The 14,039-nt window shown below is 62.5% G+C and carries 12 protein-coding genes and 1 pseudogene; 11 read left to right on the forward strand and 2 right to left on the reverse strand.

Going from position 1 to position 14,039, the window contains the following annotated elements:
* Positions 1-38: 38 nt before the first annotated feature.
* The 10 genes and pseudogenes from ABNX08_RS37360 to ABNX08_RS37405 all read left to right on the forward strand — a co-directional run bounded on the left by ABNX08_RS37360 (position 39) and on the right by ABNX08_RS37405 (position 10,129).
* Positions 39-1,616, forward strand: coding sequence for an AMP-binding protein (locus ABNX08_RS37360; protein ID WP_022540122.1), 1,578 nt, complete (start codon positions 39-41; stop codon positions 1,614-1,616).
* Between the two features lie 49 nt (positions 1,617-1,665).
* Positions 1,666-2,796 (forward strand): acyl-CoA dehydrogenase family protein, encoded by a 1,131-nt coding sequence (locus ABNX08_RS37365; protein ID WP_022540123.1) that lies wholly within the window; start codon positions 1,666-1,668, stop codon positions 2,794-2,796.
* A gap of 100 nt (positions 2,797-2,896) precedes the next feature.
* Positions 2,897-4,009 (forward strand): CaiB/BaiF CoA-transferase family protein, encoded by a 1,113-nt coding sequence (locus ABNX08_RS37370; protein WP_022540124.1) that lies wholly within the window; start codon positions 2,897-2,899, stop codon positions 4,007-4,009.
* A 173-nt stretch (positions 4,010-4,182) separates the two neighbouring features.
* Complete coding sequence (locus ABNX08_RS37375) at positions 4,183-5,349, forward strand: acyl-CoA dehydrogenase family protein (protein WP_022540125.1); 1,167 nt, start codon at positions 4,183-4,185, stop codon at positions 5,347-5,349.
* A gap of 152 nt (positions 5,350-5,501) precedes the next feature.
* Positions 5,502-6,266: an SDR family NAD(P)-dependent oxidoreductase gene (locus tag ABNX08_RS37380; protein ID WP_022540126.1), complete on the forward strand. Its 765-nt coding sequence runs from the start codon at positions 5,502-5,504 to the stop codon at positions 6,264-6,266.
* Positions 6,267-6,369: 103 nt separating this feature from the next.
* Positions 6,370-7,347 carry a tripartite tricarboxylate transporter substrate binding protein gene (locus tag ABNX08_RS37385; protein WP_022540127.1) on the forward strand — a complete coding sequence of 326 codons (978 nt, stop codon included), beginning with the start codon at positions 6,370-6,372 and terminating at the stop codon, positions 7,345-7,347.
* Between the two features lie 101 nt (positions 7,348-7,448).
* A complete protein-coding gene (locus ABNX08_RS37390) occupies positions 7,449-7,913 on the forward strand; it encodes a PaaI family thioesterase (RefSeq protein ID WP_022540128.1) in 465 nt (154 codons plus the stop codon).
* A 192-nt stretch (positions 7,914-8,105) separates the two neighbouring features.
* Positions 8,106-8,363 (forward strand): annotated as a pseudogene (locus tag ABNX08_RS37395) (N-acetyltransferase family protein); the annotation flags it as partial.
* Positions 8,364-8,448: 85 nt separating this feature from the next.
* Positions 8,449-8,799, forward strand: a complete 351-nt coding sequence (locus ABNX08_RS37400) for a hypothetical protein (RefSeq protein ID WP_022540129.1) — start codon at positions 8,449-8,451, stop codon at positions 8,797-8,799.
* A 262-nt stretch (positions 8,800-9,061) separates the two neighbouring features.
* Positions 9,062-10,129 carry a putative sulfate exporter family transporter gene (locus ABNX08_RS37405; protein ID WP_349608296.1) on the forward strand — a complete coding sequence of 356 codons (1,068 nt, stop codon included), beginning with the start codon at positions 9,062-9,064 and terminating at the stop codon, positions 10,127-10,129.
* Positions 10,130-11,002: 873 nt separating this feature from the next.
* Here the strand turns inward: ABNX08_RS37405 and ABNX08_RS37410 are convergent.
* Positions 11,003-11,317 carry a LexA family transcriptional regulator gene (locus ABNX08_RS37410; RefSeq protein ID WP_022540044.1) on the reverse strand — a complete coding sequence of 105 codons (315 nt, stop codon included), beginning with the start codon at positions 11,315-11,317 and terminating at the stop codon, positions 11,003-11,005.
* A 48-nt stretch (positions 11,318-11,365) separates the two neighbouring features.
* On the opposite strand from ABNX08_RS37410, the gene ABNX08_RS37415 reads away from it, so the two are divergent.
* Positions 11,366-12,493 carry an IS630 family transposase gene (locus ABNX08_RS37415; protein WP_022540133.1) on the forward strand — a complete coding sequence of 376 codons (1,128 nt, stop codon included), beginning with the start codon at positions 11,366-11,368 and terminating at the stop codon, positions 12,491-12,493.
* Between the two features lie 1,064 nt (positions 12,494-13,557).
* On the opposite strand, the gene ABNX08_RS37420 is transcribed toward ABNX08_RS37415, so the two are convergent.
* On the reverse strand, positions 13,558-13,887 hold the full coding sequence (locus ABNX08_RS37420) for a hypothetical protein (RefSeq protein ID WP_022540134.1): 330 nt from the start codon (positions 13,885-13,887) through the stop codon (positions 13,558-13,560).
* Positions 13,888-14,039: the final 152 nt, after the last annotated feature.

Consider the following 14,039-nt stretch of genomic DNA (forward strand, 5'->3'; position numbering starts at 1 on the left):
GCAGACGAGCAGGGCCGGACCAGAGGAGAGAGGAGACAATGGAGACACTACAGACCGTGGACCGGCTTGCCCATTGGGCGCAGGTCCAACCCGACCAGGCCGCCGTACGGCTGACCGACGGGCAGGCGACATTGACCCTGACCTACGGTGAACTCGATGCGCGCGCCAACCTGGTCGCGCAATGGCTGATCGGTGCTGGCTTGAAGGAGGGCGAGGGGATCGCGCTGCTGATGGAGAACCACCCGGCCATGTTCGCCCTGGCCTGGGGCGCACGGCGCGCGGGACTCTACTACACGCCAGTGAGCGTGCACCTGAACCCTTCGGAGGTGGAATACATCCTGCGCGACTGCGGTGCCAGGCTGCTGGTCGCCACGCGCAAGACGGCGGATCTGGCTGCCGCCACCGGCGAGGGCTGGACCGGCGACAAGTACCTGCTCGACGGCGAAGCGCCCGGCTTCCTGTCCTTTGCTCAAGCCCTTGCCGGCTATGACACCGGCACGCCCCTGCCCGAGCGTGCGGTGGGACGCGACTTCCTTTACTCCTCCGGCACCACCGGCAAGCCCAAGGGCATCCGGCGCCCGCTGGTGCCGTTCGCCGACCGCTTCGGCGACGCCTATGACGCCGTGGTCTGGCGCGAATTCTTCCAGTTTGGCCGTGACACCGTCTACCTGACCATGGCACCGCTCTATCACGCGGCGCCCATGCGCAGCGTGATGCGCAATATCGACTGGGGTGGCGAGAATATCGTGTCAAGCCGCTTCGACGCCGAACAGGCGTTGCGGCTGATCGTGCAGTACCGCGTCACGCACAGCCAGTGGGTGCCGACCATGATGATCCGCCTGCTGGCGCTGCCCGACGCAGTGAGGGAGCAGGCCGACCTGTCGAGCATGCGGGTGGCGATCCATGCCGCCGCGCCGTGCCCGCCCGACGTCAAGCAGCGCATGATCGACTGGTGGGGCAAGGTCTGGTACGAGTACTACGGCGGCTCCGAGGGCATCGGCCTGACCGGCGTCGACAGCGAGCAGTGGCTGCGCAGGCCGGGCACGGTCGGGCCCGCGCTGCTGGGCAATATCCACATCAAGGACGAAGCGGGCCAGCAGGTTCCGGTGGGGCAGCAGGGCCGCATCTGGTTCTCGGGCGCGCCGCGCTTTGCCTACCACAACGATCCGCAGAAAACCGCCGACGCCTACGATGCACAGGGCTGCGCGACCTTCGGCGATATCGGCCACGTCGATGAAGACGGCTATCTCTATCTCTCCGGGCGCCGCACTGACCTGATCCTGTCCGGCGGCGTCAACATCTACCCGCAGGAAATCGAAAACCTGCTTGCCACCTATCCCGGCGTGGCGGATGTCGCGGTCATCGGCGTGCCGCATCCGGAGTTCGGCGAAGCAGTCAAGGCGGTGGTCGAACTGCAGCCAGCACAGCAGCCCACGCCGGAGCTGGCCGCGGCGATCCTTGACTTCTGCCGCCAGCACATCTCGCACGTGAAATGCCCGCGCAGCGTGGATTTCGTCACGGCGCTGCCGCGGCTTGAGAACGGAAAGCTCTACAAGCGGCTGCTCATCAACCAGTACGCAGCTGCTGCCGCAAGCTCGGCAGCGGCAGCCAGCTGAGCCGCACGCCTGCCTATCTCGACAAGCACCATCCAAAGGAGACATCCCCATGCGAACAGCCCTCCGTGAAGATCACGAACAGTTCCGCGACCAGGTTCGCAAATTCGTCCAGCGCGAAATCGCACCCCACCACCACGAATGGGAAAAGGTCGGCTGCGTGCCCCGCGAGACCTGGCTCAAGGCTGGCCGCGAAGGCCTGCTGCTGTGCGCCATCCCGGAGCAGTACGGTGGCGGTGGCGGCGACTTCGGGCATTCCATTGTCGTTATCGAAGAACTGATGCGCGTGCTGGCCACCGGCCCGGGCTTTCCGCTGCACTCCGACATTGTGGCGCCGTACATCCTCGCTTACGGCACTGAGGCGCAGAAGGAGAGCTGGCTGCCGCCGATGGCCCGCGGCGAGAAGATCGGCGCGATCGCCATGACCGAGCCCGGCATCGGCAGCGACCTGAAATCGCTGCGCACCACCGCGCGGCGCGACGGCGACAGCTACGTCATCAACGGACAGAAGACCTTTATCACCAACGGCGCCAATTCGGACCTGGTGATCGTGGCGTGCAAGACTGATCCCGCCGCCGGCACGCGCGGCATCAGCCTTATCGTGGTGGAAGCCGGCACGCCCGGCTTCACCAAGGGCCCGCTGCTGGAGAAGATCGGCCTGAAGGCGCAGGACACGGCCGAGTTGTTCTTTGACGAGGTCCGCGTACCTGCCGCCAACCTGCTGGGCGAGGAAGGCAAGGGCTTCGGCTACCTGATGCATCAACTCGCGCAGGAGCGGTTGATGGTCTCGGTGCGCAGCCCGGTGGTAATGGAAACCATGCTGGACGAGACCATTGCCTACACCAAGAGCCGCAAGGCCTTCGGCCAGCCGGTGTTCGACCTGCAGAACACGCGCTTCAAGCTGGCAGAAATCAAGGCGAAGACCGTCGCCTGCCGCGTCTTCATCGATCACTGCATCGCGCTGCATTTCGAGAAGAAGCTCACCAGCGAAATGGCGGCCATGGCCAAGCTCTATTCCACGGAAGCGCAGGGGCAGGCAGTCGACGAACTGCTGCAGCTGCATGGCGGCTACGGTTTCATGCGCGAGTATGGCATCGCACGGGCATTCGTGGACAGCCGCGTGCAGCGGATCTATGGCGGCACGTCGGAGATCATGAAGGAGATCATCGGCCGCAGCCTGTGAACCGGCACAACCCAGTCGCCGGTCAGCTGGGATCGGCGGCGGCCGGCTCTGCGGATGGCAGAAGGCGGACCGCGCCGTAGCTTGTTGGGGAGGAGAAGGAATGCTGTCGGGATTGAGAATTGTGGAAATCTGCGGGATCGGGCCAGGACCGTTCTGTGCCATGCACCTTGCCGATCTGGGCGCAGATGTCATTGCGGTGGAGCGTCCGACGAGTACGGCGCCGGGCCTATCGGCAGCTGATCGCCATGTGTTGAACCGGGGCAAGCGCTCGATCGTTGCAGACCTGAAGACCCCGGAGGGCCGCGAACTAGTCTTGCGCCTGATCGAGGACGCCGATGCGCTGATCGAGGGAATGCGGCCCGGCGTCATGGAGCGCCTGGGCCTTGGCCCGGATGTGTGCATGGCGCGCAATCCGCGCCTGGTCTTCGGCCGCATGACCGGCTGGGGCCAGACCGGGCCCCTGGCCCAGGCTGCGGGGCATGACAACAACTACATCTCGCTGTCCGGGGCGCTGTACTACGCCGGCAGCGCAGCAGAGCCGCCGTCGTCACCCATCACCGTCATTGGCGATGTCGGCGGTGGCGCGCTCTATCTCGCGGTGGGAATTCTGTCGGGCGTGCTGAATGCACGCAGCACTGGCAAGGGCACCGTAGTCGACGCAGCCATCGTCGACGGCTCCGCTCATATGCTCCAGTTGCTCCTGGGCACGCGTCGCAAGGGCTTCATTGGCGGTGAGCGAGGCGCCAGCATGCATGACAGCTCGCACTTCTATTCGACCTATCGTTGCGCCGATGGTGCCTACATCACGGTTGGCGCGCTCGAGCCCCAGTTCTACGCATTGCTGCTGGAGCATCTCGGCCTCACCGCCGATCCGCGCTACAGCTCGCAGTGGGACCGCCAGCATTGGCCCGAATTGCACAGCCACCTGACCGGGATCTTTGCCAGCAAGACCCGTGCCGAATGGTGTGCGTTGCTGGAAAGTACCGATGTCTGCTTCGCCCCCGTGCTCAGTCCGGATGAGGCAGCCAGACATCCGCACAACGTCGCACGCGGCATTTACTTTGAGGAGGATGGCGAGCTCCAGGCAAGGCCGGCACCGCGGTTCGATGGAAAAGCTGTGGCACCCGGTCCGATTCCAACGCGCGGGCAGCATACCGTGGAGATAGAGCGTGCACTCGATGACCCGGCACAAGCTCGGCTCTGGCGCTCCTGAAACTGGCCCATTTTCCATTCCGGCACGAGCGCCTGTGGCAAACGACTCGGATTCCGGGTCGGAACACCTTTGATCGACATCCCGAACCAGCGGTGCAGCCATCCTGATCGAATCCCAGGGGCGGGCACGGCGTCGTTCACGATCTCAAACCTCAATCTGAGCAAGGATCAGAAATGAACTTCCAATTTTCCGAAGAGCAGAAGTCCATCGTGGAGGCAGTCCAGGCGGTCTGCTCGCAGTTCGACATGGAGTACTGGGACCGGCTCGACAAGTCCGGCACCTATCCGCATGAGTTCTACAAGGCGCTGTGCGAAGGCGGCTGGCTGGGCGTGGCGATGCCGGAAGCGTTTGGCGGCGCCGGCCTTGGCATTCTGGAGGCCGCGCTGGTGACGCAGACCATTTCGCAGTCGGGCGCGGGCATGACCGGCGCCTCGGCAGTGCACATGAACGTGTTCGGCCTGAATCCGGTGGTGGTATTCGCTACCGACGAACAGAAGCGCCGTTACCTGCCGCCCCTGATCGCCGGCCAGGAAAAAGCTTGTTTCGGCGTGACCGAGCCCGATGCGGGGCTCGACACCTCCAAGCTCAAGACCTTCGCCCGGAAGGTGCCGGGCGGCTATTCGGTGAGCGGCCGCAAGATCTGGATCTCGACCGCACAGGTGGCGGACCGCATGCTGCTGCTGGCGCGCACGCAGACGCTGGAATCGGTGAAGAAGCCCACCGACGGGCTGTCGCTGTTCTACACCAGGATTGACCGCAGCAAGATTGAGATCCGCGAGATCGACAAGATGGGCCGCGCCGCCGTCGACACCAACATGCTGTTCATCGACGACCTGTTCATTCCCGAGGAAGACCGCATTGGGGAGGAAGGACGCGGCTTTGAGTACATCCTGCATGGGCTTAACCCGGAGCGCATCCTGATCGCATCCGAGGCCGTCGGCCTGGGCCGCGCGGCGCTGGCCATCGCCACGCAATATGCCAAGGAGCGCGTCGTGTTCGGCCGTCCGATCGGCATGAACCAGGGGGTGCAGCATCCGCTGGCGCAGGCATGGATGCAGCTCGAGGCGGCCAATCTCATGATGCTCAAGGCTGCCGCGCTGTACGACGCCGGCGAGCCTTGCGGCGCCGAGGCCAACACCGCCAAATACCTGGCCGCGGAAGCGGGGCACAACGCTTGCCAGACCGCCATCCTGACGCTGGGCGGCATGGGCTACTCGCGCGAGTACCGGGTCGAGCGATTGTTGCGCGAGTCGTATATCCCGCGTATCGCGCCGGTCAGCCCGCAGCTGATCATGTGCTTTATCGCTGAGCGCGTGCTGGGCCTGCCGAAATCGTACTGAATCGACGCGCAAACGCTTCCCGCTGGCCGCCGCTGCTGGCGTCCGCTACGCGCCTGGGCGCATGACCAACGCCGCAATCGTTACGCGGCGTTGACCCGGATCGCGAAAGTCGATCCAGGGTGGATTACACCAAGAAGGATAGGAGAACCAAGATGAAGCTTGAAAACATGTCTGCCGTGGTTACCGGGGGCGCCTCTGGTCTGGGACTGGCCACCGCCCGCCGCTTGCTCGAACGAGGCGTCGCCGTGGTCATCGCCGACCTGTCGGCAGAGCGGGGTGCCGCCGCCATGCAGGTACTTGGCGACAAGGCGCGATTCGTGCAGGCGGACGTCTGCGATACGGAGCAGATGGGCCGCGTCTACGACACGGCCGAATCGCTTGGCCCGCTGCGCGCGCTGGTCCACTGCGCGGGACTGGGCGGTACCGTGCGGCTGGTCGAGAAGGACGGCACACCGGGATCGATCGAGAAATACGAATCGATCGTACGGATCAACCTGATCGGCACCTTCAACTCGCTGCGGCTGGCGGCGGCACGCATGGCAAAGAACGAGCCCGTCGACGGTGAGCGCGGTGCCTGCGTGCTCACCGCCTCGGTGGCTGCCTACGAGGGTCAGATTGGCCAGATCCCCTACGCTTCGGCCAAGGCCGGCGTGGTCGGCATGACGCTGGTGGCCGCGCGCGACCTGGCCCAGCGCCTGATCCGCGTCAGCACCATCGCGCCGGGCGTGTTCGATACCCCCATCCTGGATCGCTTGCCGGAGACTGTACGAGCCGCGCTCAGCGCTTCCGTTCCGCATCCGGCACGCCTGGGCAAGCCGGACGAGTTTGCTTCGACGGCGCTGCACATCCTTGAAAATCCGATGATCAACGGCGAAACCATTCGCCTTGACGGTGCCATCCGGATGGCCGCGCGCTAAAGACCGCGCTGGACGCACACAGATTCGCTCAGTGGGGCTGCAAGAGCCGGAATGATCCGGCCGGCCCACTGGCGACAACACCACTACATGGAGGAGAAGAACTATGCGTTTCAAGCTATTGATCAAGGCGGCGCTTGGGTTGTCGCTGGTGGCCACTGCCGCCGTCACGACGCCGGCGGCAGCGGCCTGGCCGGAGCGGGCGATCACCATCATCGTTCCGGGCGCGCCGGGGGGCACTATCGACATTCCAGCCCGCCTCATGGCACAGAAGCTCGCTGGCCTGCTGGGCCAGCCTGTCATCATCGACAACCGCCCCGGAAGCGGCGGCATCATCGGCGTGCAGGCACTGCTTCGGGCGCCGGCAGACGGCTACACCCTGGTGGCGGGCAATACCGGTTCCCACGCTATCAACTACAGCGCCTACAAGCAACTGCCCTATCGCCCCGCAGATTTTGTTCCACTAACCGATCTGATCGTGTTCCCGAATGTACTGGTGGTCAACGCGCAGTCCTCGATCAGGACGGTCGCGGACCTGATCGCGGAACTGAAGAGTCGGCCGGGGCAGCTTAGCTTCCCCTCCGCCGGCATCGGGCAAACCACGCACCTGAGCGGTGAAATGTTTGGGATGCGCACCGGCACCAAGGCCATTCATGTGCCTTACCGCGGCTCGGTTCCGGCGACCACCTCGCTGGTCTCCGGTGAAACCACCTTCATGTTCGACAACCTCACGCAAGCGCTGCCGCAGATACGCGCGGGGAAACTGCGTGCCCTGGCAGTTACCAGCGCCGAACGCGTTGCCAGCCTGCCGGAGGTGCCAACCATGGCGCAAGCAGGCGTCAATGACTTCGTGGTGACGGGCTGGGCCGGATTCTTCGTCTCGGCCAAGACCTCGCCGGCCATTGTCGCCAAGCTGCAGGACAGCCTGATCAAGGCCATGCACGATCCGGAAGTCGTGGCCAAGATCAGGGAGATGGGAAGCCTCCCGGGAGGGCAGCCGCAGGCAAAGTTCGCTGTCTTCGTCGACAGCGAGCAGCGACTGTGGGGCCAGATCGTCCGCCATTCGAATCTGAGTCTTGACTAGGCTGATCGAAGCGGCGCGCCGTGCAGCGCTGGGCAAGTCACTCGCTGGTTGCAAGGTGCCGCGAGTAGTCTGGCGCGGTTCGCGCTTCTATGGATGAAACCATGACTGCAATCGAGATTTCTATGACCGAAGCTTCTTGCGCTGATACGCCGGAAACTCATGCCGGCGTGCCGGAAGGCTTTGTCGCCTTTCGCAAGCGAGGCGGTTACATGGCAAACTTTGGCGAGCTCTACGTTCACGAGGAGCGTCGAACGCTTGCGGTGCGTATCGACGAAAGCCACTTGAACCCCCTTGGTATGCCCCATGGCGGAATGCTGGCGACTCTCGCAGATACAGCGATTGGCGCAATGATGTTGTTGGAATTGGGGCGGTCAGCGACCGCCGTCACAGTGAACCTGAGCCTGGACTATCTGGACTCGGCGCGCCTTGGCGACTGGGTGGAAGCACGGGTGGAGTTCGACAAGCTCGGCTCGCGCCTGCGTTACGGGACGTGCCGACTGGTTGCGGGCGACCGCTGCCTGGTGCGGGCCACCGCGATCTTTGCGGCGCTGGCGCCGCGGGTATAGCCCAAAAATCAGCAATGCGGTAAACCCGCAGCGCGTGATCGGAGTCCGCGCCAAAGCGGGGGCAATCGACCTTACCGCTTCTGAGAGGCCAATGAGCCACCTAGAATGGGCCCATGGCATCCGATCCTCAGCCGGCGATTGCCGTCCTGCAACTCCGAATGGCTCGGCGCGGCTTGAGCCCACCGGTGTGGCGACGTGTGCTCATTCCTGAGTACATCACGCTGGTGGCACAACTCAGTGACGGTGGTGGATGACTGGCATGGGCTTGGTCTTGCCAGCCGACTGTTGAGCGTATTGATCGACATTGCTCGCCGTCGCGGATATCGATGCATGGAAGGTAATGTTCTGTCATCGAATACCGCGATGCGGCGATTAGCCAGACGGCTGGGATTTGCCGACGTACCGTGTCCCGACGATGCCACGCTGCGCGTGGTAACCCTTGCGCTGTAAGGACGGATGTCAGTTCGGAAGCGAACAGAAGCGACGTTGAGGCTAATGCAGGCTGATTCACCCACTAGACCCTTGGGGACTTCTAATGCGCACCCAATTCTCCTTCCTTTTTGCATTCGCTGCGCTAATGCTTGCCGGGTGTAATACAGCACCGATCCCGCCTGGCAAGCCAGTTGATATCCCCACCGCCTTGCAGCAAGTCTCCGCCGGACTGTGCGCATTCAAGAAGGACGCGGAGGCAAGAGGACAGGGGTCCTTTGACTCGGTCAATGTGGAGCTCGACCTGACCATCGATGGCGCAAAGAATCCGCCGGTAGCTGTGGCACCCGACATTCAATTCATGCCCACTGTCAGCTACGGACAGACCATATCCGTCACCAAGGGAAGCAAGCTGACGCTGACGTTCAAGATGCCAGCGACATGCCCAGGTAGTTAGCCAATCCGGACTGGCCAGGCTCCCCGTGGCGCTACGGCGTTGGCGCCACTTCCGCGTGCTGGGTGGTGGTAGCTCCGCACAATGCAGCAAAGCGACTTGCTTCAGAGAGGGTTCATATTCGACTTGGCATGTAATGCAAAGTCGTTGGCATCCTTTGCATGGCGGGCACTGTGTTCCATGTTGCATCCTTCCGGGATGGGAAATTGCATAGTGTGCCCGCCTGCGTTTCCCGATTGGCCAGGATGGCGGGCCTGATATCGAGATGGCTGGCGACCTTCATCGATGCATTGGAGAGACATGGATGTCGGTAAGCTTCCTCAACCCGAGCTTGTTAAGTACCTTCCGGGCATATCTGCCCGGTTTGGTCATCAGCGCGATCGTGACAGTTGCCGCGATGTCGCTCGCCGCGCATTACCAGGCACCGGTGATGCTGTTCGCCTTGCTGTTGGGAATGGCGCTGAACTTTCTGTCACGGGAATCCTCCAGTGCTGCCGGCATCGACTTCAGCGCCAAGCAGGTGCTTCGCCTGGGTGTCGCCTTGCTGGGATTACGCATTACGGCCTCGCAGGTGGCGGCGCTGGGCTGGCACTCCGTTGCCATGGTCGTGCTGGCGGTCGCGCTGACCATCCTGTGCGGCATCGTGCTGGCTCGGATGATGGGGTTCCAGACGTTCTTCGGCTTGCTCACCGGGGGCGCCGTGGCCATCTGCGGGGCTTCCGCGGCGCTGGCCCTGTCCGCGGCCATGCCACAGCATCCGCTAAAGGAGCGCGCGACGCTGTTCACGGTGATCTCCGTCAGCACGCTATCCACGGTGGCGATGGTGCTATACCCGATGCTCACGCAGCTGCTGGCGCTGCCTTCATCACAGGCCGGAGCCTTTATCGGCGGGACCATCCATGACGTGGCCCAGGTAGTGGGGGCTGGCTACAGCATTTCGCACGAAGCGGGGGATGCGGCGACGCTGATCAAGCTGATGCGGGTGGCCATGCTGCTGCCGGTGATCGCGCTGGCTGCATGGTTGTCGCAGCGTCATCAGCGGGCACAAGGGGAAGCTGGACAGGGGCCGCGCCCGCCGCTGCTGCCGTGGTTTGCCGTGGCGTTTGCGGTGCTGGTGGCGATCAACAGCACCGGCTGGTTGCCCTTGGAACTGGTCAAGGCGGGGCAGTTCGCTTCGCAGTGGTGTCTGGTCATGGCGATGGTGGCTATCGGCATGAAGACTCACCTCAAGGATATCCTGTCCGTAGGCTGGAAGCCGGTGGCGCTGATGGTTCTGGAGACGCTTTTCCTCGCTGGGTTGTTCTACGGCATGCTGGTGCTGATGCGATTCTGACGATCGCTAAAATTTAGGGGAGCCTGCGGCTGCCGTAAGGTGCAATGAACCGGGCCCTATAAGTCGCGCTGGCTTGCGATGCAAGCCAGTGCTCCTACTCGGGCCGGAGTCCCGCGCGCCTGACGACAGCGGGCCATTTCTTCTGTTCGGCCTCGATCAGGCTGGCGAATGCCTCTGGCGTACTGCCGACCGGCTCGAAGCCCTGGCTTGTCAGGCGCTGGTGGACGGCCTCGACAAGAGGCGCTGGAACGCGAAGCACAATCGAAATGCGCGCCGGCATATACGGCGTTGCACGCCCAAACTTCTTCGCTTGCCTTATAGAACGTGACCCATTTGCCGTCGCTGACGCAGTGGGCGCCAGGAAAGACTTCGTCATGGCCGTTCGGACCCTCCAGCGGAGAGGGGGCGTGGGGTGTGGCCCAGTATTGGCCGCGCGGTAGGGGCGCGATCGTCTTTGGCATGCTCATCCGGCCCAGTGCGGTGTTACTGAAGGCCCCGGCCTCACCACGGCGAAACGGAGGCGGTGTCAATCGTGCAATGGCGTAGCCCCCCGACTCGTGGCAGCTTCGTGTAGTCTCGCTACCCCCCCTGCTATCCGGTAGGATTTCCATGGCACGATACCTTCCGACTTTGGCCCGGGCCTTCGGCGTCGGCGCCTTCATCGTGATCGCCGCCATCGTCTCCCGGCAAGTATATCTGCGCAGCGCCGCGGAGGCTGCCGACGCCGGCGCAGACGAGGCGCCGGCGACAATGATGTTGATACGCTGCGAGACGATGCACGAACGTCTACAGAATAGGGACAGGTCGACTGCGGAGGCTGACGAGCGGCCACGCGCTCGATGTAGAGAGTCCTGACTTTCCGAGAACGTCTGACTAGTACCGCTGCACAGAGGTTATGACAGTTTGGCTGGGTTGTAAGACAGGCAAGCAGTTGTGGTCAACGAGCAGTTCGATGGTGCGAGCGATGCCTGCTTGGCGGCGGATCAATCCATTGCGTTCGAGGTTGAGCACCATTTGATGGACGGAAGGAGCCGTGACGGCGAAAAAGCGCTGCATGTCGCGCTCGGCCGGAGAGCGGCCGTTTATCAAGCTGTAGGCCCATATGAAGGCGAGATACTGACCTTGCTTGTCGGTGAAGCTCGGACAGGCTGAGCGCTCGCCAGACAATGGAAGCGATTTCTGATTCATTCGGAACCCCCGCAGTCGAAGGAGGCCCCCCAGAAGGAGGCCATCCGAATGAATTTACGCTATCGAGTCGAGCTCGACCAATCCGAGCGTGAGGCGCTTGCTGCCATGCTAAGCGGCGGCAAGCATGCGGCACGCAAGCTCAAGCGAGCGCAAATCCTCCTTGCAGCGCATGCAGGCCAGGATGACGCGAGCATTGCAGCCACCGTGGCGGTTGGCGAATCCACGGTGTACCGCACCAAGCGCCGCTTCGTGGAGATGGGTCTGGAAGCGGCGCTGAACGAACAGCCTCGACCCGGGGCGCAGCGCAAGCTCAGCGGCAAGGAGGAGGCCCTGCTGATTGCCACCGCCTGCACCAACCCGCCACCGGGACGTGCGCGCTGGACGCTGGAATTGCTCGCCGACACGCTCGTCAAACTGACCGAGCACGAAGAGCTATCGCGCGAGACGGTACGCCGGCGCCTGGCCGAGAACGATCTGAAGCCCTGGCGCAAGGACATGTGGTGCATTCCCAAGATCGACGCGGAGTACGTTGCACGCATGGAAGACGTGCTCGACCTGTATGCCGAAACCCCGGACCCGCAACACCCGGTGGTGTGCTTCGATGAAAGCCCGACCCAGCTCATCGGCGAGGTACGCCAACCGATTCCGGCCGAGCCGGGTAAACCTTTGCGCTACGACTGCGAATACAAGCGCAACGGCACCGCTAATCTGTTCGTCTTCCTCGATGCGCACCGTAGCTGGCGCAAGGTCAAAGTCACTGAACGGAGAACGGCAGATGACTTCGCCCAGTGCATGCGCGACCTGGTCGATATCCACTACCCCCAGGCACCGCGCATCCGGGTCGTGCTGGACAATCTGTCGACCCACACGCCGGCTGCGCTCTACCAAGCCCTGCCACCAGCAGAGGCACGCCGCATCCTGCAGCGGATCGAATTCCACTACACCCCCAAGCACGCCAGTTGGCTCAACATGGTCGAGATCGAAATCGGCGTGCTGCGAAGCCAGTGCCTGGATCGCCGCATCGACTGCCGCGATCGGCTGATCACCGAGGTCGCGGCTTGGGAGCAACTGCGAAACGTCAGCGGCGCTCGCATCAACTGGATGTTCTCTACCGAAACGGCACGGGAGAAATTGGCCAAAGCCTACCCAGTACCGACCTCTGACAAACCGTCATAACCTCTGTGCAGTGGTACTAGTCGATCGGGAGCACAGGCAAAAGAATGCCCGCTGCTCGGGCGGGCATGAATCCCTTTCAGAGAAAGAGAGGAGACGAGGGTAAGTATAAACCCTTGAGAAGACTCTCGCAGAGCGCTTCACAGAGGCCCGGAGATCTAGGCTGCACGCCTGGCCGGCGACAGTTCGAAGCAGTGCCCAATCAATAATTTCATGATCACGAAATTATTGGGCTGTGACGAGGGACCCCGCGGACGGTCATGCTCGTCGTCTCTAGCCGACCCCTATGCGACATCCGATTGCTTCGAGGCGAACGCCCGGTTCTTGTATGACTTCGGTCAACCAAGATCGGTGCGTCGGACCAATCTTCCCGACCCTTTAAGGAAGAGGACCCTGGCCTTTGAGTCCGGAAGCGTTTAGAGCCTCGATCCTCACGCGCGGTGTCCGGGATGCAGTCCAGCCAACTACTGGTTCCGCTCTCAGACTCGACCGGCAAGGACCTGAATAGCTGATAAGCAATTGATAAGCAGGGCGGTGCAATCCAGTCATGTTGCTTTGTCACACGAAGCCTGGATGGCCGCTTATGTTGTGAGTTGGGTCGCCCATATTCAGTCGCGGCTTTGACCGCAACTGGCTACGGCCGTTGCGCCTCCGCCATCCCTGGCGAATCACGGTTTGCCGCAGCGCGCCGGGCAGGGATGGGACGTGACGCGCTGGCATTGCGGGATGCAGCGATAAGTCACGATAACGAGGCCTTGCCGCGCATCTCAGCAAGTTGGCCGACTGGGTCTCTACACGCCGGACACTGGGTCGTGACCCGATCCTCGACAACGTCTCGCTCTAATGGCTGACGAACACCGACGAGTCCAGCGCCCGGATCTACAGGGAGACCAGCGTGGCACCAGCAAAGACCAGCCGCGTTACCGTTCCGGCGGCATTGACCGTCTTTCCAGGCGAGGTTTACTGGCCACCGAAGGCTTGGCTGGCGCGGGCATATCCCAACCGGGTCTATTACAACCAGGTTGGCAAGGTCGGACACTTTGCCGCTTGCAAAGAGCTGGAGTTGCTTAGATCATCGATGCGATGAGGCCGTTGCGCCGCCTCGGGTTTTGGAATGCCGCGATAAGGTTGCGGTATGCGACCATGTCAACGTTCTCTACACCTTCCCAAATCTTGATGCGATCGAACATGTTGCTGCTAATATCGAATGCCGCTTCTTCGATCAGGAGAGATGCCCGTCCATCATTCTTGCAATTTGAGCCAGAAACATCTTCATGCACAATGACCCGGATTTGGTTGGACAAATTTTCTGCAAGTTTTCGGATTTCCCCTTCGTTCTTTTCGCCAAAGGGCAAATCGTAGATGATCGCAGGCTGCTTCTTGAACAATCCAAACATGATTAAGACTTCGTTTAGGTAAATTACAAACTCAAGGGCTACAAGCCGCTCCACCTGGCCGATGAGGAGATCCGACTCATTACCAGAGTAGGTGTTGCGGCAAGCCCCAACTTTGCATGGACTGCCGCAGACTTTGCATTTGATGCCATGTG

It is taken from the genome of Cupriavidus sp. DF5525, from assembly GCF_040149425.2.
GTDB lineage: Bacteria > Pseudomonadota > Gammaproteobacteria > Burkholderiales > Burkholderiaceae > Cupriavidus > Cupriavidus pickettii_A.